This window comes from Streptomyces sp. NPDC016640 (assembly GCF_043076215.1).
Lineage (GTDB): Bacteria > Actinomycetota > Actinomycetes > Streptomycetales > Streptomycetaceae > Streptomyces.
Genome location: NZ_JBIBRG010000009.1, coordinates 277,681 through 299,369, shown reverse-complemented (window position 1 = coordinate 299,369; position 21,689 = coordinate 277,681). Strand labels below are relative to the sequence as shown.

17 protein-coding genes are annotated in these 21,689 nt (G+C 73.2%); 8 read left to right on the top strand and 9 right to left on the bottom strand.

Annotated elements, in window-relative coordinates:
- Positions 1-684, bottom strand: a 684-nt coding sequence (locus ACF07S_RS20990; RefSeq protein ID WP_391974770.1) for a maltotransferase domain-containing protein, incomplete at its 3' end; no start/stop codon positions are given.
- 979 nt (positions 685-1,663) lie between these two features.
- Here ACF07S_RS20990 and ACF07S_RS20985 point away from each other — a divergent pair.
- Positions 1,664-4,288 carry a glycosyltransferase family 1 protein gene (locus ACF07S_RS20985; protein ID WP_391974769.1) on the top strand — a complete coding sequence of 875 codons (2,625 nt, stop codon included), beginning with the start codon at positions 1,664-1,666 and terminating at the stop codon, positions 4,286-4,288.
- A 229-nt stretch (positions 4,289-4,517) separates the two neighbouring features.
- On the opposite strand, the gene ACF07S_RS20980 is transcribed toward ACF07S_RS20985, so the two are convergent.
- The 6 genes from ACF07S_RS20980 to glgX form a co-directional block, all read right to left on the bottom strand.
- Entirely contained in the window at positions 4,518-5,036 is a 519-nt protein-coding gene (locus ACF07S_RS20980; protein WP_391965345.1) for a DUF1990 family protein, read from the bottom strand.
- A 72-nt stretch (positions 5,037-5,108) separates the two neighbouring features.
- Positions 5,109-7,157 carry a M4 family metallopeptidase gene (locus ACF07S_RS20975; RefSeq protein WP_391974768.1) on the bottom strand — a complete coding sequence of 683 codons (2,049 nt, stop codon included), beginning with the start codon at positions 7,155-7,157 and terminating at the stop codon, positions 5,109-5,111.
- Between the two features lie 177 nt (positions 7,158-7,334).
- Positions 7,335-7,517 (bottom strand): hypothetical protein, encoded by a 183-nt coding sequence (locus tag ACF07S_RS20970; protein ID WP_391974767.1) that lies wholly within the window; start codon positions 7,515-7,517, stop codon positions 7,335-7,337.
- Positions 7,518-7,572: 55 nt separating this feature from the next.
- Complete coding sequence (locus ACF07S_RS20965) at positions 7,573-9,462, bottom strand: ABC transporter ATP-binding protein (RefSeq protein ID WP_391974766.1); 1,890 nt, start codon at positions 9,460-9,462, stop codon at positions 7,573-7,575.
- Positions 9,459-11,252, bottom strand: a complete 1,794-nt coding sequence (locus ACF07S_RS20960; protein ID WP_391974765.1) for an ABC transporter ATP-binding protein — start codon at positions 11,250-11,252, stop codon at positions 9,459-9,461. Before ACF07S_RS20960 ends, ACF07S_RS20965 begins: the two co-directional genes overlap by 4 nt.
- A 181-nt stretch (positions 11,253-11,433) precedes the next feature.
- Entirely contained in the window at positions 11,434-13,740 is a 2,307-nt protein-coding gene (gene glgX / locus ACF07S_RS20955; RefSeq protein WP_391974764.1) for a glycogen debranching protein GlgX, read from the bottom strand.
- A gap of 187 nt (positions 13,741-13,927) precedes the next feature.
- Between glgX and ACF07S_RS20950 the strand changes: the two genes are divergently transcribed.
- From ACF07S_RS20950 to ACF07S_RS20920, 7 genes are all read left to right on the top strand, one after another.
- Positions 13,928-15,148 (top strand): Ig-like domain-containing protein, encoded by a 1,221-nt coding sequence (locus ACF07S_RS20950; protein ID WP_391974763.1) that lies wholly within the window; start codon positions 13,928-13,930, stop codon positions 15,146-15,148.
- 150 nt (positions 15,149-15,298) lie between these two features.
- Positions 15,299-16,543, top strand: coding sequence for an Ig-like domain-containing protein (locus ACF07S_RS20945; protein WP_391974762.1), 1,245 nt, complete (start codon positions 15,299-15,301; stop codon positions 16,541-16,543).
- A gap of 76 nt (positions 16,544-16,619) precedes the next feature.
- On the top strand, positions 16,620-17,387 hold the full coding sequence (locus ACF07S_RS20940) for an enoyl-CoA hydratase/isomerase family protein (RefSeq protein ID WP_391965353.1): 768 nt from the start codon (positions 16,620-16,622) through the stop codon (positions 17,385-17,387).
- 281 nt (positions 17,388-17,668) lie between these two features.
- Positions 17,669-18,172 carry an ATP-binding protein gene (locus tag ACF07S_RS20935; protein ID WP_391965354.1) on the top strand — a complete coding sequence of 168 codons (504 nt, stop codon included), beginning with the start codon at positions 17,669-17,671 and terminating at the stop codon, positions 18,170-18,172.
- A gap of 86 nt (positions 18,173-18,258) precedes the next feature.
- Positions 18,259-18,462 (top strand): hypothetical protein, encoded by a 204-nt coding sequence (locus ACF07S_RS20930; RefSeq protein WP_391974761.1) that lies wholly within the window; start codon positions 18,259-18,261, stop codon positions 18,460-18,462.
- A 48-nt stretch (positions 18,463-18,510) separates the two neighbouring features.
- The gene (locus ACF07S_RS20925; protein WP_391965356.1) at positions 18,511-18,723 is read left to right on the top strand and encodes an EF-hand domain-containing protein; all 213 of its coding nucleotides are present in this window, start codon (positions 18,511-18,513) and stop codon (positions 18,721-18,723) included.
- Between the two features lie 4 nt (positions 18,724-18,727).
- Entirely contained in the window at positions 18,728-19,492 is a 765-nt protein-coding gene (locus ACF07S_RS20920) for an NADPH-dependent F420 reductase (RefSeq protein WP_391965566.1), read from the top strand.
- An 88-nt stretch (positions 19,493-19,580) separates the two neighbouring features.
- Here the strand turns inward: ACF07S_RS20920 and ACF07S_RS20915 are convergent, their stop codons facing one another.
- Positions 19,581-20,138, bottom strand: coding sequence for a glycoside hydrolase family 25 protein (locus ACF07S_RS20915; RefSeq protein ID WP_391965357.1), 558 nt, complete (start codon positions 20,136-20,138; stop codon positions 19,581-19,583).
- 78 nt (positions 20,139-20,216) lie between these two features.
- Positions 20,217-21,584, bottom strand: coding sequence for an L-serine ammonia-lyase (locus ACF07S_RS20910; RefSeq protein WP_391965358.1), 1,368 nt, complete (start codon positions 21,582-21,584; stop codon positions 20,217-20,219).
- Positions 21,585-21,689: the final 105 nt, after the last annotated feature.

Genomic DNA, 21,689 nt, shown 5'->3' with positions numbered 1-21,689 from the left:
GGAGCGGGGGAAGAACTCGTACCAGGAGCCGTACAGCGCCCGCTCGCGTTCCACCAGCAGCGGCAGCGGGTCACTGCTGGTCACCAGCTCCCGCAACGGATGCCGGGCCAGCACCGCGTCCACCGGCGGCGTCAACGCCGCCGCCAGCCGGGACGCGGCGGGACGGCTCTCGTCGCGCAGGGCGTCCACGGCGGCGAGCAGGACGCCCCTGGAGTCGGAATCGGGTACTCCGGCCGCCGCCCGCTCGTACAGCCGGGCCCCCTCCTCCAGCACGAGTTCCGTGTCCAGACCGGCCGGGATCTTGATCCGCGCGTGGTGCCGCCAGGTGGTGACCGGGTCGCCCCACGCCTCCACGGTGTACGTGTACGAGCCGGGCTCACCGGCGGTGACCGTCGCCCCCCACCGGTCGGTGCCCGGCGCCAGCTCCCGCATCGGCGTGAACGGCCCCGGACGCCCCCCGGGGTCGGTCAGCACCACGTTGGCGGCCACCGCGTCGTGCCCCTCCCGGAACACGGTGGCCGAGATCTCGAACGTCTCGCCGGTCACGGCCTTGGCCGGGCGGCGCCCCTGCCGGACCATCGGGCGGACGTCGAGGACGGGTATGCGCCCCACGGAGGCCGGGGGACTCCCGGATGCCCGGGGGGCCGGTGTCGGAGGTGATGACAAGTGGTGCTTGGCGGGCATGACCGCTCCTGTCCGCGTCAACGTGGGTGGGCGGATGACTGTGGGGAGGTGGGGCCTGCGTGGTGTTCCTTTGGGGTGTCCCGCAGGAGCCTTCCCACACTGTTCGGGTGGGCAATCCGGCGCTTTGTTAACTACTCGCGCGTATGTCGACACACAAGACCGGCCCCGTCCGTACGGTACGGAGCCGGTCCCCGTGGGCCCGCTCCCACCTCCGCCGCTGCCGCCGCGCCCGCCCGGCGCCGCGTCCCGGCGGGGGTGCCCCTGCGGGCGCGGAGCCGGGAGCGGCCGGCTCGGCGGGCCGGGCCCGGAGCCGGTCACCGCGTTCCTCGCCGCGCCCCTGACCAGCGCGTCAGCCACCTGTGCCGGGGCCGCCCGCCGGTGCCCGGCGAGATACGGCGCCGCCGCGCCCGCCCCGTGCGGGGACGCCGCCGGCGTACCCGAGTGCGGGGGCCCGCCCGTGTCGCCCACGGCCGGCGCCGGGGTGACCGGCACCCCCGGGGCGGACGGACCGAGGGCCGAACCGCAGGTGGAAAAGGCCGGTTTCTTGCCCTGCCGGCCGGCCGCGCCCACCGTGACGGCCTGGCGCACGCCGGCCGGCGGGTGCGGCGCGGACGGCATCCCCTCGTCGCCCGCGGCGACCGTGCGGGTGTCCCGGAGGCGATGGAGGCGCAGGGGCCGTGTTCGCGTCCGTGCCATGGTCCGGTTCCCCCCGGGGCCCGGCGTACCGCGCCGCGGACCGCCGGGCGCGGGCCGGCGCGGGCCGGCGCGACGGGGGGCGGCGTCTCGTGCGGGACGAAGCGCGACAAGAACGCCCACGGGTGCGGAATCGGCCATGTCCGCCATGAGGTGAATCGTTTGCCCCGCCTCGCGGCGGATCCCGGGACCGCCGGCTTCCCACGCGGAGTGTGCCCGCGCCGGTACTGTCGGCAGCGATGCCCGGACGCATACCGCGTCTCTCACGAACCCGCCGAGGTGGCTTGTGAAGGCGATCCGTCGATTCACCGTCCGACCCGTGCTCCCCGACCCCCTCCGGCCCCTGAGCGATCTGGCCCGCAATCTGCGCTGGTCCTGGCACGCCGGCACGCGGGACCTGTTCCGCTCCGTCGACCCCGAACGCTGGGCCGCCGCCGGCGGCGACCCCGTACGGCTGCTCGGCGGCGTGGCGACCGAGCGGCTCACCGAGCTGGCCGGCGACCGCGGTTTCCTGGACCGCCTCGACGCGGTCGCGGACGATCTGCGCGCCTACCTGTCCGGCGACCGCTGGTACCAGGCACAGCCCGACCGGCTGCCCGCCGCCATCGCCTACTTCTCCCCGGAGTTCGGCATCACGGCCGCCCTGCCGCAGTACTCCGGCGGACTCGGCATCCTCGCCGGCGACCACCTCAAGGCCGCCAGCGACCTCGGCGTCCCGCTCATCGGCGTCGGCCTGCTCTACCGGCACGGCTACTTCCGCCAGTCCCTGTCCCGGGACGGCTGGCAGCAGGAGCACTACCCCGTCCTCGATCCCAACGAGCTGCCCCTGGACCAGCTCAAGGAGCCCGACGGCAGCCCCGCCCGGGTCACCCTCGCCCTGCCCGGCGGCCGCTCGCTGCGCGCGCGGATCTGGCGGGCCCGGGTCGGCAGGATCCCGCTGCTCCTGCTGGACTCCGACGTCGAGGAGAACGACCTGGGCGAACGCGGGGTCACCGACCGGCTGTACGGCGGCGGCAGCGAGCACCGGCTGCTGCAGGAGATGCTGCTCGGCATAGGGGGGGTCCGCGCGGTCCGCACGTACTGCAGGCTGACCGGGCACCCCGAACCCGAGGTCTTCCACACCAACGAGGGCCACGCAGGTTTCCTCGGCCTGGAGCGGATCGCCGAACTGTGCGCCCGGGGACTGGACTTCGACGCGGCGCTGGAGGCGGTCCGCGCGGGAACCGTGTTCACCACCCACACCCCCGTCCCGGCCGGCATCGACCGCTTCGACCGTGAACTGGTCGCCCGCCACTTCGGCCCGCGCGCCGAACTGCCGGACATGGAGGTCGACCGCATCCTGCACCTGGGCACGGAGAGCTACCCCGGGGGCGAGCCCGGTCTGTTCAACATGGCCGTGATGGGCCTGCGGCTCGCCCAGCGCGCCAACGGGGTGTCCCTGCTGCACGGCAGCGTCAGCCGCGGGATGTTCGCCGGACTCTGGCCGGGATTCGACCCCGAGGAGGTGCCCATCACCTCCGTGACCAACGGGGTGCACGCGCCCACCTGGGTCGCCCCCGAGGTGTTCCGGCTCGGCGCCCGGCAGATCGGCGCGCAGCGCGCCGAGGAGGCGCTGAGCGTCGGCGACTCCGACCGCTGGGACTCCGTCGCGGACATCCCCGACCGGGACATCTGGGAACTGCGCCGCTGCCTGCGCGAGCTGCTGGTGATGGAGGTGCGCGAGCGGCTGCGCGCCTCCTGGCGGCAGCGCGGCGCCGGAACGGCCGAGCTGGGCTGGATCGACGGGGTGCTCGACCCGGACGTGCTGACCATCGGGTTCGCCCGGCGCGTCCCGTCGTACAAGCGGCTCACGCTGATGCTGCGCGACCGGGACCGGCTGACGGACCTGCTGCTGCACCCCGAGCGGCCGGTGCAGATCGTGGTCGCGGGCAAGGCGCACCCGGCGGACGAGGGCGGCAAGCGGCTGATCCAGGAGCTGGTCCGGTTCGCCGACGACCCGCGGGTGCGGCACCGCATCGTGTTCCTGCCCGACTATGGCATGGCGATGGCGCAGAAGCTCTACCCCGGTTGCGACATCTGGCTGAACAACCCGCTCAGGCCGCTGGAGGCGTGCGGCACCAGCGGGATGAAGGCCGCGCTCAACGGCTGCCTCAACCTGTCGGTGATGGACGGCTGGTGGGACGAGTGGTTCCAGCCCGACTTCGGCTGGGCCGTCCCCACGGCGGACGGCGCCGGGGCCGGAGCCGACCCCGAGCGGCGCGACGCCGTGGAGGCCGCCGCCCTCTACGACCTGCTGGAGCAGCGCATCACGCCGCGGTTCTACGAGCGCGGGGAGAGCCGGCTGCCGGACCGCTGGATCGAGATGGTGCGCCGGACGCTGAGCCTGCTCGGCCCGAAGGTGGTGGCCGGCCGCATGGTCCGCGAGTACGTCGAGCGCCTGTACGCGCCCGCCGCCCACGCGCACCGCGCGATGGACCCCGATGCCGCGCGGGCACTGGCCGTGTGGAAGGCCAGGGTGCGCGGTGCCTGGCACGGCGTGACCGTCGACCACGTCGAGACGTCCGCGACGACGGCCACCGCGGAACTCGGCACCACCCTCGCGCTGCGGGTGCGGGTGGGCCTCGGCGGGCTCGGCCCGGACGACGTCGAGGTGCAGGCGGTCTCCGGCCGGGTGGACGAGGAGGACCGCATCACCGACGCGACGGCCGTGCCGCTGAAACCGCTGGGCGCCCCCGACCAGGAGGGCCGCTGGGTGTACGAGGGCCCGCTCTCCCTGGACCGCACGGGCCCCTACGGCTACACCGTCCGCATCCTGCCCAGCCACCGCCTGCTCGCCTCGGGCGCCGAACTGGGCCTGGTCGCCGTCCCGTCGGAGGACCTGGCGGAGGCGGCGGGGCTGCTGATGCGGTGACCCGCCGGGCGCCCGGCCCCGCGTCCGGATCCGGTGCCGCCGCGCGCTCCTGCCCCGGCTGCGGGTCCCGCGTCGCCGTGTGCCCGCAGCCGGGCCGCGCGTCGCCGCGCCGTGTGCGCCGGCGCGGACGGCTCGGGGCGTCATGGGGCGTGCGGCGGGGGTGGCCGGGCGCCCCGGCGCCGTGCGCGGTGCGCATGTGGACGGGGGCGGGCCCGGGGCGCCCGGGACTTCAGTCCTCGACGCCCCGGGTGGCCAGCCGGCGCAGCACCTTCCCGCAGCGGCGGGCGTAGGCGTGCTGGAGTCCGCGGGTGGCGGGGCCGCCCGCGCGGGAGTACCAGCGGGCGGGCCTGCTGAACGCCTCGACGGTCAGCCACACCGTCCCGTCGCCGGTGCGGTCCACCACGAACGACTCCTCGCCGCTCTCCGGATGACCGGTCAGCGTGCCGTACGCCCAGCCGGCCCTGCGGCGTTCCTCCACCGTCCACACCACGCGGCAGGGCGCCTTGACGACCCCGGCGAGGGTGACGGTGACCTCGACGCCGGTGGCGGCCCGGTCGGCGGTGGTGTCGAGGCCGACGCCCACGGCGCGGTGCAGCTCCCAGGTGAACAGGGCCTCGGCGGCCTGCCGGAAGACCTCCTCGCCCTCGCCGAGACGGGTGCGGACCCGCATGGGGTGGAAGCCGGGTGGGCAGGAACCCGGCTCGCGGGTCGCGCCGACGTGGTCGTAGGTGAAGTCCGCCGAAGACATGGGACCCAAGAGTAGGGCGGCGCCCACGCCTGGTGACAAGGCGGGGCGCCGCTCGCGCGAGGTGCGCCGGGGCTAGGGGAAGGTGAGCTTCCAGCCGCTGATGTGACCGGTGTCGGACCGCGCCACGTCCTGCACCCGCAGTTTCCAGGTGCCGTTGGCGGTCTCGGAGGAGGCGTTGACCGTGTAGGTCTCGTTGACGTTGTCCGCCGAGTCGCCCGAGCTGCTGTTCTTCAGGCGGTACGCGGTGCCGTCCGGGGCGAGCAGGTCGACGACCAGGTCACCGCGCCAGGTGTGCACGATGTCCACCGCGACCTGGAGGTTGGAGGGCGCGTTGCCGGCCCGCCCGGAGACGGTGACCGAGGAGGTCACCGCGGCGCCGGCGTCCGGTATGGACACGTCGGCGGTGTTCTCGAAGGCCGTACCGCCACCGCCGCCGTCACCGGAGCGGGTGCCGACGTTGACGGCCGCCCACGCGTCCTGCACCGCCTTGTACTCGGCGCCGTCCGTGCCGTACAGCTCACCGGTCGCCGCCAGGGTGCCGGTGCGGGCGCCCGCGTAGTTGGTGGTGGAGGTGAACTTGGTGGTCAGCGCGCGGAACCAGATCTTCTCCGCCTTGGCGCGGCCGATGCCGGTGACCGGCAGGCCGTCCGAGGTGGGCGAGTCGTACCTGACGCCGTTGACGGTCTTGGCGCCGCTGCCCTCGCTCAGCAGGTAGAAGAAGTGGTTCGCGGGCCCGGAGGAGTAGTGCACGTCGATCGAGCCGATGCCGGAGTACCAGCTGTCCTTGGACGCGCCGTCCTTGCTCGGCTTGTCCATGTGACGCAGCGGGGTGCCGTCGCCGTTGATGTCGATCTCCTCGCCGATGAGGTAGTCACCGACGTCGGAGGAGTTGTTGGCGTAGAACTCGACGGTCGAGCCGAAGATGTCGCTCGTCGCCTCGTTCAGACCGCCGGACTCGCCGCTGTAGTTGAGGCCCGCGGTGTTCGAGGTGAGGCCGTGGGTCATCTCGTGCGCGGCGACGTCGATCGAGGTCAGCGGGTTGGCGTTGCCCGAGCCGTCGCCGTAGGTCATGCAGAAGCAGCTGTCCGACCAGAAGGCGTTGACGTAGTTGTTGCCGTAGTGGACGCGCGAGTAGGCGGCCGCGCCGTCGCCCCGGATGCCGCTGCGGCCGTGCACGTTCTTGTAGTAGTCCCAGGTCAGCGCGGCCCCGTAGTGGGCGTCCGCGGCGGCCGACTCCAGGTTGGACGGGCTGCCGTCGCCCCAGACGTCGTCGGAGCCGGAGAACAGCGTGCCGGTGCCGGAGGTGCCGCGGTTGAGGTTGTACGTCCTGTGTCCGCCGCGCGCCCCGTCGGTGAGGTTGTACGAGGAACCCGACTGGGTGGTGCCGAGGTTCACGGTCCCGCTGTAGACGGTGTGGCCGGTCCCGTTCCGCACGGCCTCCCACTCGTACAGCTTCTCGCCCGTGGTGGCGTCCGTGACGACGTGCAGCTCCTGCGGGGTGCCGTCGTGCTGCAGACCGCCGACGACCGTCTCGTACGCCACGACCGGCTTGCCCGAGGCCGCCCAGATCACCTTGCGCGGGGCGCCGTCGACGCCGGCGCCCTCGGCGTTCTCGGCCTTCGCGGCGGACAGGGCCTGCCGCTCGGCCTCGGCGGCCGGCACCCTGGCCGTGGTCGTCGCCGGCTTCACCGCGGCGCGGGTGGCCTTGACGACGGACGCGGCCTCGCCGGGCTCCGAGCCCTGGACGACCAGGTCGCCGCCGAGGACGGGCAGGCCGTCGTAGGTGCGCTCGTAGCGGACGTGCACCGTGCCGTCGCGGTCCTTGAGGACGTCACGGACGACGAGTTCCTCCTTCGCGCCCAGGCCGAGGTCCTCGGCGGTGTCCGCCTTGCCGGCGTCCGCCTCGCGGATCAGCGCGGCGCGCTGGGCGGGGGAGAGGCGGACCGACTCGGAACCGGGCCCGGCCTCGCTCGCGGCCGACGGTGTCCGCTCCGGGGCGGCGGTGGCGCTGCCGGACTGCACCGCCGTGGCGACCAGGGCGGCCACCCCGGCGAGGGCGACGGCGGCGACGCGGCGGTGCGTGCCGTGGGGGGTGCGTCTGTGGGACGACCTGCTTCTCAACGCTGACTCCTTCTGCGTGGCCGCGGGTCGCGCGACCTGGGGAGACCGGACGGCGGGTGGGCCGGCCGGGCAGAACGGAAGTGCTCGCAAGTTCCGGCCGTCGCACAGCGGGGTGACGGTGCTGTGGGGTTGCTGTGACACGGCCGTGGGAAGAGTCGCAGGGGATCGCGGTTTCTGTCAGGAGCGCGTCAGAACTTTGGCCGGAAACCGTTCGTTGTCCGGGGGTTCACGTTCGGTATACGAACGCCCCTGAGAGGTGACCGGCCGCTCCCCGTGCCACGACCGCCACAGCGCCGCGCAGGCCCCGCCGGCCGCCACCAGCGCGTCGTGCGTGCCGGGATCCTCGTACGCGGCGATCATCCGTCCCCCTCCGCCGGGCCGTCGGTTCCCCGCGGCCCGGCCCGGACGACGGGCCTCAGGCCAGGCTGTCCCGCCAGGCCCGGTGCAGATCCGCGAACCTCCCGGTGCGGGCCACGAGTTCGGCCGGGCTGCCGTCCTCCACGATCCTGCCGTGCTCCATCACCAGGACCCGGTCCGCGATCTCCACGGTCGACAGCCGGTGGGCGATCACCACCGCCGTACGCCCCTTCAGCACCGTCGCCATCGCCCGCTGCACCGCCCGCTCACCGGGGATGTCCAGCGAGCTGGTCGCCTCGTCGAGGATGAGCACCGCCGGGTCCGCCAGCAACGCCCGCGCGAAGGCCACCAGCTGGCGCTGACCGGCCGAGATGCGGCCGCCCCGCTTGCGGACGTCGGTGTCGTAGCCGTCGGGCAGCGCGACGACGAAGTCGTGGGCGCCGATCTCCTTCGCCGCCTGCTCGATCTCCTCCCGGCCGGCGTCCGGCCGCCCGATCGAGATGTTCTCGGCGATCGTGCCGGAGAACAGGAACGCCTCCTGCGTCACCATCACCACCTCGCGCCGCAGATCGCGTCCCGTGAGGTCGCGCAGGTCCACGCCGTCGAGCAGTACCCGGCCGGCATCGGGGTCTCCCCCGTTCGAACGGAGCGGAGAGCCCGGGGAGGGGTCGTAGAACCGGGCGAGCAGCTTGGCCAGCGTCGACTTGCCCGCGCCGGTCGAGCCGACGACCGCGACGGTCTGCCCGGCCGGGAGGGTGAGGTCGAAGCGGGGCAGCACCTCGCCGCCGGTGCGGTAGGCGAACCGGACGCCGTCGAAGACGACCTCGCGGCCGGGGTGCCCCGGGCGCCGCTGCGGAAGCTCCCGGGGGGACACCGGCTCCGGCACGGACGGCGTCTGCGCCAGCAGCCCGGCGATCTTCTCCAGCGAGGCCGCCGCCGACTGGTAGGAGTTCAGGAACATGCCCAGCCGGTCGATCGGGTCGTACAACCGCCGCAGATACAGCACCGCCGCCGCCAGCACACCCAGCGCCAGCGTCCCGTCCGCGACCCGGTAGGCGCCCCACAGCACGATCAGCGCGACCGTGGTGTTGGCGGTGACCCGGGAGCCGACGACATAGCGGGCCATCTCCAGCAGCGCGTCGCCGTTGGTCCGCTCGTGCCGCCGGTTCAGCACCCGGAAGTCGGCGTCGTTGGCGGTCTCCCGGCGGAAGGCACGCACCGGCCGGATGCCGTTCATCGTCTCGACGAACTTCACGATCACCGCGGCGATGGCCGTGGACCGCTTGCGGTACACCCGCGCCGCCCGCCGCCGGTAGGACCGCACGAGCAGGTACAGCGGCACGAACGACGCCACCGCGACGGAGCCCAGCCCCAGGTCCAGCCAGAGCAGCAGCACCGAGATGTAGACGGCCGACAGGATGACCATCGCCAGCTCCTGCAGGCCCTCCTCCAGCAGCTCCCGCAGCGCCTCGACGTCGGTGGTGGAACGGGAGATGAGCCGGCCCGAGGTGTACCGCTCGTGGAAGTCGACGCCGAGCGCCTGCGCGTGGCGGAAGATGCGGCCGCGCAGATCGAGCAGCACGTCCTGGCTGACCCGGGCGGAGGCGGTGACGAACGCGTACTGCAGCGCCCCGGCCGCCGCCGCGCACAGCAGGTAGCCCGCCGCCACCGCGATCAGCGGCCCGTGGCCGGCGTCCCGGAAGGCGGGCACCGCCCGGTCGATCGCGTACGCCACCAGCAGCGGGCCGGCCTGCACCGCGGCCTGCTGGAGCAGCAGCAACAGCGCGGTGAGGACGACCCGGCCGCGCATCGGCGCGAGCAGGGAACGCAGCAGCACGCCGGTGGCGCCCGGGGGAGCGGGCAGCCGGTCCCGGTCGAAGGGGTCGCCGGACTCCGGTGTCCGGTCGGCGTCCTCGTCCTCGACGGGTGCGGTGGTGGCCGCCGTCATCGCTGGTCCTCCTGTTCCCCCGCCGGGTCGCCGGACATGAGGTGGGCGTACTCGGGACTGTCGCGCAGCAGTTCGTGATGGGTGCCGACCGCGGTGATCCGGCCGCCGGAGAGCAGGGCGACGCGGTCGGCCAGCAGGACCGTGGACGGACGGTGCGCCACGATCAGGGCCGTGGTGTCCGCGAGCACCCGGCGCAGGGCGGCCTCGACCGCCGCCTCCGTGTGCACGTCGAGCGCGGACAACGGGTCGTCCAGGACCAGGAAGCCGGGCCGCCCGACCACGGCCCGGGCCAGCGCGAGGCGCTGCCGCTGCCCGCCGGAGAGGCTCAGCCCCTGCTCGCCGACCCGGGTGTCGACCCCCTGCGGCAGCGCGTACACGAAGTCGGCCTGGGCCACGCCCAGCGCCCGCTCCAGGTCCTGCCGCCCGTCCCCGCCCCCCATCAGCACGTTCTCCCCGACGCTCGCCGAGAACAGGGTGGGCTCCTCGAAGGCGACGGAGACCCGCGAGCGCAGCTCCTCGCGGGACATCCCGGTGATGTCCGTGCCGTCCAGGGTGATGCGTCCGGAGGTCACCTCGTGCAGCCGGGGGACCAGCGCGGTGAGCGTGGTCTTGCCGCTGCCGGTGGCCCCGACCAGCGCGAGGGACTCGCCGGGCCGGATGTGCAGATCGACCCGGTCGAGGACGGGCGGGGCCCCGGCGGGGGCGTCGGGGTAGCGGAAGGTGACGTTCTCGAACCGCAGCCCGTCGCCGGCGCCCCGCTCCGCGGGACCGCCCGCCCCGCTGCCGCCCGGCCCGGACTCCGGCTCCGCGTCCATCACCTCGAAGTACCGCTCGGTCGCCGTCGCCGCCTCCTGGCTCATCGCCAGCAGGAACCCGATCGAGTCCACCGGCCAGCGCAGCGCCAGCGCCGTGGACAGGAACGCCACCAGCGTCCCCGCCGACAGCTCCCCGTCCGCCACCCGCACGGCCCCCAGCACCAGCGCCGCCCCGACGGCCAGCTCCGGCAGCGTCACGATGAAGCCCAGGATCGTGGCCAGCAGCCTGGCCTTGTGCAGTTCCGTCCCCCGCAACTTCCCCGACAGCTCCCCGAACGCCCGCGCCTGACTGCGGTGCCGCCCGAACCCCTTGATGACGCGGATGCCGAGCACGCTCTCCTCGACCACCGTCGTCAGGTCGCCCACCTGGTCCTGCGCCTGCCGCGCCGCCGAGGAGTAGCGCTTCTCGAACACCACGCAGACGACCATCACCGGCACGGCGGGCACCAGGACGACCAGCCCCAGCGTCCAGTCCTGGATCAGCATGATGAGCACGCCGACGACGATCGTCACCCCGTTGACCAGCAGGAAGGTCAGCGGGAAGGCGAGGAACATGCGCAGCAGCATCAGGTCCGTGGTGGCCCGGGACAGCAACTGTCCCGACGGCCAGCGGTCGTGGAAGGCGATCGGCAGCCGTTGCAGGTGCCGGTACAGACCCGCCCGCATCTCCGCCTCGACACGCGCCAGCGGACGCGCCACCAGCCAGCGCCGCAACCCGAACAGCAACGCCTCCGCGAGCCCGAGCAGCAGCACGTACAGCGCGCCCAGCCAGACCCCGGCCGGGTCCCGGCCGGCGACCGGCCCGTCCACCATCCACTTCAGGACGAGCGGTATGACCAGCCCGATGCAGGAGGCGACGATCGCGATGAAGGCGGCGGTGAACAACCGCGCCCGCACGGGCCGCACATACGGCCACAGCCGCAGCAGCGAACGCACGGCGGAGCGGGAATCCGGGGGAGGGGGCGTCGTGGGCATCAGCAGCGAGAGTACGGATCGCCGCTGACACTGCCCACCGAGTTTCGGCCGGACCCCGCCCGTCCGCCGGTCCTGCGACCTGCGTGTACCCAGGGGGCGTACGGCCGCGCCGGCCGATCGGCCGACGGACACCGCGGACCGCCGCCGGACACCGCGGACCGCCGCCGGGCGCCGCCGGCGGTCAGGTGCGCACCCGCAGCAGCAGCACCGTCCGCCCCGGCACCGTGATCCGTGTCCCCGCGCGGTGCTCGACGGCCGGGTCCCGCGTCTGCTCCTCCCGCGCGGTGTCGACGACCACCTCGTACCGCTGTGCCCACGGCGGCCCCGGCAGCTCGAACTCCACCGGCCCTTCCCCGGCGTGCAGGACCGCGAGGAAGCTGTCGTCGAGGACGGGCGCCCCCCGCTCGTCGCGCCCCGGGATGTCCCGCCCGGAGAGGTACATGCCGAGCGTGGCGGCCGGCGCGTACCAGTCCCCTTCCGTCATCTCGGTGCCCCGCGGGGTGAACCACGCCAGGTCGCGCAGCCCGTCCGCGGAGTGCGCCCGGCCGGAGAAGAAGGCCCGGCGGCGCAGCACCGGGTGCCGGTGGCGCAGGGCGATCAGCCGGGACGTCAGCTCGAACAGGGGCCGCCAGTCCGGGTCGTCCAGCAGGCTCCAGTCCACCCAGCCGGTCTCGTTGTCCTGGCAGTAGGCGTTGTTGTTGCCGCGCTGGGTGCGGCCCATCTCGTCGCCCGCGAGCAGCATCGGCACGCCCGTCGACAGCAGCAGCGTGGTCAGCAGGTTCCGCAGTTGCCGTCGCCGCAGCGCCCGTACGTCCCCGTCCTCCGTCTCCCCCTCGGCACCGCAGTTCCAGGACCGGTTGTCGTCCGTGCCGTCCCGGTTCCCCTCCCCGTTGTCCTCGTTGTGCTTGCGCCCGTACGACACCAGGTCCCGCAGGGTGAAACCGTCGTGCGCGGTGACGTAGTTGACCGAGGCGTACGGGCGCCGCCCGCCCCAGGCGTACAGGTCGCTCGACCCGGACAGCCGGTAGCCCATCTCCCGCACGTCCGGCAGCGCGTGGCGCCAGAAGTCCCGCACCGCGTTGCGGTACCGGTCGTTCCACTCCGTCCACAGCGGCGGGAACGCGCCCACCTGATAACCGCCCGAGCCGACGTCCCACGGCTCCGCGATCAGCTTCACCCGGCGCAGCACCGGATCCTGGGCGATCACCGCGAGGAACGGCGACAGCATGTCCACGTCGTGCATGGAGCGGGCCAGCGCCGCCGCCAGGTCGAAGCGGAAGCCGTCGACGCCCATCTCCGTCACCCAGTAGCGCAGGGAGTCCGTGATCAGGCGCAGCACGTGCGGCTGGACGACGTGGAGCGTGTTGCCGCAGCCCGTGTAGTCGGCGTACCGGCGCGCGTCGGGCTGGAGGCGGTAGTAGCCGCGGTTGTCGATGCCCTTCAGGGACAGCGTGGGACCCAGCTCGCCCGCCTCGGCGGTGTGGTTGTAGACCACGTCGAGGATCACCTCTATGCCGGCCGCGTGCAGGGCGCGCACCATCCGCTTGAACTCGCCGACCTGCTGCCCGGTCGTCCCGGAGGCCGCGTAGCCGGCGTGCGGGGCGAAGTAGCCGACGGAGTTGTAGCCCCAGTGGTTGCGCAGCCCCCGGCGCAGCAGGTGGTCCTCGTGCGCGAACTGGTGCACGGGCAGCAGCTCGACGGCCGTGACGCCCAGCTTCACCAGGTGCTCGACCGCCGCGGGATGCGCGAGACCGGCGTACGTGCCGCGCAGCTCCTCGGGGACGCCCGGGTGCCGCCGGGTGAAGCCCCTGACGTGCAGCTCGTAGATCACCGAGTCCGCCCACGGGGTCTTCGGCCGGTGGTCGTCCGCCCAGTCGTCGTCGTCGTGGACGACGACGCCCTTGGGCACGTACGGCGCGGAGTCCCGGTCGTCGCGCACGGTGTCCGCGACGTGCTGCTCCGGCCAGTCGCGCACATGCCCGTACACCTCGGGGGCCAGCCCGCCGGCGGCGTAGTCGCCGTCCACCGCGCGCGCGTACGGGTCGAGGAGCAGCTTCGCCGGGTTCCAGCGGGCGCCGGTCCACGGGTCCCAGCGGCCGTGCACCCGGTAGCCGTACCGCTGTCCGGGCAGCACACCCGGCACGAAACCGTGCCAGATCTCGTGCGTCAGCTCGGTGAGCCGGGCCCTGCTCTCCCTGCCCCGCTCGTCGAAGAGGCACAGCTCCACCGCCTCCGCCCCACCCGCCCACAACGCGAAGTTGGTCCCCGCCACCCCGTCCGGGCCGGCCCGGAACCGGGCGCCCAGCGGCGTCGGCCGGCCCGGACGCACCGGCACCGTGGGCACCGGCGCCGCCGGCCGCCCCCCGGTCACGACGGCGACCGGGCGCCCGTCCCCGGTGGCCCGCTCCCCGGTGGCCCGCTCCCCGGTGGCCCGCTCCCCGGTGGCCCGCTCCGCGGCCACCGCCTCCTGCTCGGCTGCGCTGGACACCTGTCAGCCTCCCGCGGCTCGTGGGGGACGACGGCGGACCGGGGGGCGCGGCCCTCTTCCTCGGCTCCGGCCGCGACTCCCGGCGTGTCGTCCTCCCCCTGTTCTGCCCAGAGCGTGCCTCGCACTCACGTTTCCCCGGGGGCGGCATGGTCGTTTCCCGGGGGCGAGGCCGGTCGTTGGGTACCGCGTGAGGTACGTACAAGGGCGCGCACGGCGCGCGAGGGCCGCGCTGGCCGCCGTAGTGACATGGGCAGGACTGCTGACCGGAGCCGCCGGCTGTACCGCGGACGGTCCCGCCGGCGGAGCCCTCGGGCCCCCGGCCGCCGGGGACGCCATCCACGTCGCGCCCGACGACGGGAGCCGGGACGTACGCCCCGGCTCCCGGCTGCGGGTGCGGGTGCCGGACGGGCGGCTGGAGACGGTGAAGGTCGTCGTCTCCCGGGACGCGCGGGAGTCCCCCGTCACCGGGCGGATCTCCGCCGACGGGCTGACCTGGACGCCCGACGACGAACGGCTGGCGCTGGCGGCGAAGTACACCGTCGACGCGGTGGCCGTGGACGGCGAGGGCCGCCGCTCCGCCCGGCACACCACTTTCACGACGCATGTCCCGGAGGAACGCTTCATCGGCTACGTCGCCCCCGAGGACCGCTCCACGGTCGGCACCGGCATGATCGTCTCCCTGGAGTTCAACCGGGAGATCGTCCACCGCGCCGCCGTGGAGCGCGCCGTCCGTGTCACCGCCCGCCCGGCCGTGGAGATCCGCCCGCACTGGTTCGGCGGCTCCCGCCTGGACTTCCGCCCCGAGCACTACTGGAAGCCCGGCACCCGGGTCACCGTCGACCTGCGGCTGCGCGACGTCGAGGGAGCGCCCGGCGTCTACGGCCTCCAGCACCGCAGCTTCACCTTCACCGTCGGGCGCAGCCAGGTGTCGGTGGTCGACGCCTCCCGGCACACCATGCGGGTGCGCCGGGACGGCGAGCTGCTGGCCACCGTGCCGGTCACGGCGGGGGCGCGGAAGACCCCCACGTACAACGGCAGGATGGTGATCACCGAGATGCTCGAGGTCACCCGCATGGACAGCCGCACGGTCGGCTTCGGCGGCGAGTACGACATCCCCGACGTGCCGCACGCCGTCCGGCTGACGGACTCGGGCACCTTCCTGCACGGCAACTACTGGGCCGCGCCCGGTGTCTTCGGCCGCACCAACGTCAGCCACGGCTGCGTCGGTCTGCGCGACGTGAAGGGCGGCGGCGCGGACACCCCGGCGGGCTGGTTCTTCGACCGCAGTCTCGTCGGCGACGTCGTCGAGGTCGTCAACAGCAAGGACGAGGAGGTCGCGCCCGACAACGGCCTCGGTGGCTGGAACATGAACTGGCGGAAGTGGAAGGCGGGCGGCGCGGTGAAGTAATCCCCGGGCGGACCGGAGAAGTTGGAACGCAACGGTGACAAACCCGTCGCGTTCCACGCCCCTGGCCTGTGGTTACTATGCGCCGTGCGCGCGAGGGGCGCGCGGGGGCGCGGGTCCGGCCGGGGCCGGGTCCGCCGAGGGGAGAGCAAGTTGAACATGGGGCCGATATCGGGGGCGTCGGTGGGCGCTCGGGGGCGGGGCGGCAGCAGGCTGGCGGCGCTGGCGCTCGGCGTGATGCTGACGGTCACCGCCTGCGGCGGGTCGTCGGACCGGGGGGCCGGCGCGGGCGAGGGCAAGGGCGAGGACAAGGGCTCCAGCGCGGCGCAGGGCGAGCAGTCCGAGGCCGTGATCGGCATCGCGCCGAAGGACGGCGCCAAGTCCGTGAGGACCAGCGGCGCGCTGAGGGTGACCGCCGGCAAGGGCAAACTGACCGAGGTCGTCGTCAAGGACCCGGACGGCGAGAGGATCGACGGGAAGATATCCGGCGGCGGCGCCTCCTGGACGCCGTCGACCCACCTGGCCGCCTCCACCACGTACACGGTGCACGCGGTCGCCAAGGACTCCGCGGGCCGCACCGCGGCCGAGGACTCCAGATTCACCACCCTGACGCCGGAGAACACCTTCATCGGCCACTTCACGCCCGAGGACGGCTCCAAGGTCGGCGTCGGCATGCCGTTCTCGCTCCGCTTCACCCGGGGCATCACCAACCCCGAGGACGTCGAGAAGGCCGTCCGCATCACCACCGAGCCGGCCGTCGAGGTCGAGGGCCACTGGTTCGGCAACGACCGCCTCGACTTCCGTCCCGAGACGTACTGGAAGGCCGGTACCAAGGTCACCGTCGACCTCGACCTCGACGGCGTCGAGGGCCGTGACGGCGTGTACGGCGAGCAGACCAAGACCGTCTCCTTCACCATCGGCCGCGAGCAGGTCTCCGTCGTGGACGCCAAGAAGCTCACGATGAAGGTCATGCGGGACGGCAAGGCCGTCAGGACCATCCCGGTCACCACCGGCGCACCCGGCTACGAGACGTGGAACGGCAAGATGGTCATCAGCGAGAAGCTGACGGTGACCCGGATGAACAGCGAGACGGTGGGCCACGGCAACGAGTACGACATCAAGGACGTCCCGCACGCCATGCGCCTGAGCACCTCCGGCACCTTCATCCACGGCAACTACTGGGGCGGCGACGCCTTCGGCAACCGCAACGCCAGCCACGGCTGCGTCGGCCTGCGCGACGTCCGCGGCGGCTGGGACGAGCAGGCACCGGCCGCCTGGTTCTTCGACAACTCGCTGCTCGGCGACGTCGTGGAGGTCAAGAACTCCGACGACGCCACCATCGCCCCGGACAACGGACTCAACGGCTGGAACATGTCCTGGGAGAAGTGGAAGGCGTAACCGCCCGCACGGACGCGGCCCCGGTGTGAGGTACGGCACCGGGGCCGCATCCGTTAGTCGCCGTTAACCTGCTGGCATGACCGTACATCTCGAAGTCGCCGGGGGCGTCGGCACGCTGCGCCTGGACCGCCCGCCCATGAACGCGCTGGACATCGCCACGCAGGACCGTCTGAAGGAGCTCGCCGAGGAGGCCGCCCGCCGCGACGACGTGCGCGCCGTGGTGATCCACGGCGGCGAGAAGGTGTTCGCGGCCGGCGCGGACATCAAGGAGATGCAGGCCATGGACCACGCGGCGATGGTCGCGCGCGCCCGCGCCCTGCAGGACTCCTTCACGGCCGTGGCCCGCATCCCCAAGCCGGTCGTGGCCGCCGTCTCCGGGTACGCGCTCGGCGGGGGCTGCGAACTGGCGCTCTGCGCCGACTACCGCATCGCCGGGGAGAACGCCAAGCTGGGCCAGCCCGAGATCCTGCTCGGCCTCATCCCGGGCGCGGGCGGCACCCAGCGGCTGTCCCGGCTGATCGGCCCCTCCAGGGCGAAGGACCTCATCTTCACCGGCCGTCAGGTCAGGGCCGACGAGGCGCTGGCCCTCGGCCTGGTGGACCGCGTGGTTCCCGCCGGGGAGGTCTACGGGCAGGCGCACGCGTGGGCCGCGAAGCTGGCCCAGGGCCCGGCGATCGCGCTGCGCGCCGCCAAGGAGGCGGTCGACACCGGTCTCGAGACGGACATCGACACCGGTCTGGCCGTCGAGCGCAACTGGTTCGCGGGGCTGTTCGCCACCGAGGACCGCGAGCGGGGGATGCGCAGCTTCGTGGAGGAGGGTCCCGGCAAGGCGAAGTTCCTGTGACCCCCCGGAATTCCCTTCGGCTGCTTGCGATTGACGCGACGTCTCGTCCGGGTCCCCCGAAAGGGCGGTTTATGACAGCCTCACCCCGCCCTTGAGCCGTTTGTGCCGAAGGAACCCGCCGACTGTCCGAGAGCGAGCGCTTCCCGCAGGTGGTGCCGGGTTCCCCGCGCTCCGAAGCGCCCCCGGCACATGCCTGCGGGCAGGGGACGGGCGGGGGCGCACGGGGGGCGTATTCCCGGGGAACGGCCCTGGGGGCCGCTGCGGACGGCCATGATGGGGGCATGGCGGGGCTGGAGGGCATGGAACAGCCGCGGGGAGACGGAGGTGCGACCACGTCGCGCTGGTCGCCGACGGTCGAGGACGAATACGCTCTGAGAGTACTGGAGTTGCACGGCAACCCGGCGGACGCAGAGGTTTCGCTCCTGTCCCGGCCCGAGTCTGCAGCCACCGCCCGCCGGCTCGTCCAGGTCGTGACCCTGCGCCACTGGGGCCTCACGGCCAGGACCACCGAGAACGCCGTCCTCCTCGTCTCCGAGCTGGTCGGCAACGCCGTACGCCACACCGGTGCCCGGGTCTTCGGCCTCCGTATGCAACGGCGGCGCGGCTGGATCCGCGTCGAGGTCCGCGACCCGTCCCGCGGCCTGCCCTGCCTCATGCCGGTGCACGACCTGGACGTCAGCGGCCGCGGCCTCTTCCTCGTCGACGAACTGGCGGACCGCTGGGGCGTCGACCTGCTGGCCCGGGGCAAGACCACCTGGTTCGAGATGCGCGTCACCGACCGCTGACGCACGGCACCGGCGCGGTCCCCCGGCCGCGCGGGAACAGCGCCCGCGGACCCACCGGCCGCGCCCCTCGAGTCCCCACGCGCGGGATGACCGAGTTCGACGCGGCGGACGGGGGGCCGGACGTGCCCGCCGGCAGCTCCCCGCGGTTCATGAGCCGCCTGGGGCGGCGCGCGGGCGACGCGCTGCGGGAGGGCGTCGAGCCGGACCCGCCCCGGGCGGCGGGCATCCTGCGCGACCTGATCGGGGAAGCGGACCCGGCCGCCGTACGGGAGTCCGACGTGGCCGGATAATCTGACCTGCGTCAGTAGGACGTACAGGACGAGTCGAGGGGCGGATCGGTGGCGGACATCGAGGAAGCACGCAAGCAGTTCGAGCGGATCGATACGGACGGGGACGGATTCGTCACCGCTGCCGAGTTCAAGACCGCCCTGGCCCAGGGCGGTGACTGGAACGTCACCGAGGCGGTCGCGGAGGCCGTGATCAAGTCCCGTGACCTGGACGGCGACAAGGTGCTGTCGTTCGACGAGTTCTGGGCGCAGCTGAACAAGTAGGTCCCTGCGGAATAGCCCGCCCGTCCGGGGGGTTGATGCCGACCACGACGGTTCCCGCGAGGGACCGAAGCGGACATCGACCCCCGGAAGGGCGAGGCGAGCGGACATGAGGATCGGCATCATCGGTGCGGGCAACATCGGCGGGAACCTCACGCGGCGGCTCACCGCCCTCGGACACGACGTGTCCGTCGCCAATTCCCGAGGTCCCCACACACTCACGGACCTGGCCGAGGAGACCGGCGCGCGGCCGGTACGGGCCGAGGACGCGGCGCGCGGCGCCGAGATCGTCGTCGTCACCGTCCCGCTGAAGGCCGTCCCGGACCTGCCGGCCGGCCTGTTCGACGGCGCCGCGGAGGGCGTGGCCGTCATCGACACCGGCAACTACTACCCCCGGCAGCGGGACGGCAGGATCGCGGCCATCGAGGACGAGGGCCTCACCGAGAGCCGCTGGACCGAACGGCAGCTCGGCCACCCGGTGATCAAGGCCTTCAACGGCACGTACGCCCAGGACATCCTGGACCGCCACCGCCCGGCCGGCGACCCCGGCCGCATGGCCCTTCCGGTCGCCGGCGACGACGAGGCGGCCAAGCGCAGGGTCCGGGACCTGATCGACGAACTCGGCTTCGACACGGTCGACTCGGGCGGCATCGACGACTCCTGGCGCCAGCAGCCCGGCACCCCCGTCTACGGCCTGCGCGCGGGGGCCGAGGCGGTGACCGAGGCCCTGTCGGAAGCCTCCCCGCACCGCACGCCGGACTTCCGGGGCTGAGGCGCGCCGCGGAGAGCGCCGCGGTGCGGCGGAACCCGGCTCGGGCGGTGTGCCGCACCGTCGGGGCCGGTTCCGGCCGGGACCGTGATCAGGTGCCCTGCGCCCACTCCCGCAGCGCCGACCTGCTGGGGAAGTCGGCGACGTTCTTGTCCAGCGGGTCGTCGGTGTACTGGTGGAAACGCCACGTGGCCTTGATGCGGGGCCTGCCCGCGGTGACGTAGTCGGCGATCCAGAGCCCGTCACCGGCGTAGGACGTCGTATCGACGGTGAGCCAGAAATCGCGGTTGCAGTACAGGACGACCCTGTTGTCCGGACGCAGTTGCTTCACCTTGCGGATGAAGCGGTCCTTCTCCGCGTTGCTCGCCCGGGTCCCGTCACCGGTGGTCTCCCAGTCGACCGCGAGGATGTCCCCCCGTCTCTCCGGCGCCCTGCTCACGAAGTACTCGGCCTGGGCGGTGAGATTCCCCGGCCAGAGGAAGTGGTAGAAACCGACGGTCAGACCGGCGTCACGGGCCGTCTTCGTCTGGGCGCCGAGCTTGGGGTTCACATACGAACGGCCCTCCGTCGCCTTGATGAAGACGAAGGAACAGCCGTCCGTGTCGTACGCGGAGGACTGGTACGAGCTCACGTCGATGCCACGCAGCATGCGGGTCTCCCGTGTCGTGCCGTGGGGGACGGGAGTTGTGTTATGCCCCGCTCCAACCGCTTTGACGCGGGGAGCCGTTCAGCATTCGATGATGTTGACCGCCAGCCCGCCCCGGGCCGTCTCCTTGTACTTGACGGACATGTCCGCGCCGGTCTCCTTCATCGTCTTGATGACCTTGTCCAGGGACACCTTGTGGGAACCGTCGCCGCGCATCGCCATCCGCGCCGCCGTGACCGCCTTGACCGCGGCCATGCCGTTGCGCTCGATGCACGGGATCTGGACCAGGCCGCCGACCGGGTCGCAGGTGAGGCCGAGATTGTGCTCCATGCCGATCTCCGCGGCGTTCTCCACCTGCTCCGGCGAGCCGCCCAGCACCTCGGCCAGCGCGCCCGCCGCCATCGAGCAGGCCGATCCGACCTCGCCCTGGCAGCCGACCTCGGCGCCGGAGATGGAGGCGTTCTCCTTGAACAGCATGCCGATCGCGCCGGCCGCGAGCAGGAAGCGGACCACACCCTCCTCGTCGGCGCCGGGGACGAAGTTGACGTAGTAGTGCAGCACCGCCGGGATGATGCCCGCCGCGCCGTTCGTCGGCGCGGTGACGACCCGGCCGCCGGCCGCGTTCTCCTCGTTCACGGCCATCGCGTAGAGGGTGATCCACTCCATGGCGAGGGCCCCCTGATCGCCCTCGGAGCGCAGCTTGCGCGCGGTGTTCGCGGCGCGGCGGCGCACCTTCAGGCCGCCGGGCAGGATGCCCTCCCGGGACATGCCGCGCGACACGCACGCCCGCATCACGCGCCAGATCTCCAGCAGGCCCGCGCGGATCTCCTCCTCGCTCCGCCAGGCGCGCTCGTTCTCCAGCATCAGCGCGGAGATGGACAGGCCGGTCTCCCGGGTCAGGCGCAGCAGCTCGTCGCCCGTGCGGAAGGGGTACTTCAGGACCGTGTCGTCGAGCTTGATGCGGTCCGCGCCCACCGCCTCCTGATCCACGACGAAGCCGCCGCCGACCGAGTAGTACGTCTTCGACAGCACCTCCGCGCCCGCTGCGTCGTACGCCCACAGGGTCATGCCGTTGGCGTGGTACGGAAGCGTCTCGCGGCGGTGCAGCACCATGTCGTCGTCGAAGGAGAACGGGATCTCGTGCTCGCCGAGCAGACGGATCCGGCCGCCCTCCCTGATCCTCTCCACCCGCTCGTCGGCCGATTCCACGTCGACCGTGCGCGGCGAGTCGCCCTCCAGGCCCAGCAGCACCGCCTTGGGCGTGCCGTGGCCGTGACCGGTGGCGCCCAGGGAGCCGTACAGCTCCGCGCGGACCGAGGCGACCGAGCCCAGGAGATCCTCGTTGCGCAGCCGCCGGGCGAACATCCGGGCCGCCCGCATCGGCCCGACCGTGTGCGAGCTGGACGGGCCGATGCCGATCGAGAACAGATCGAAGACCGAGATGGCCACGGGAGGACTCCTAGGGGTTCGGCGGACGGCGCTGTCCGCCGGGAAGGGTGGGATCGGGAGCGGGCGGGGACCGGGGGAGTGCGCGGTGCACGGGGCGGGGCACCG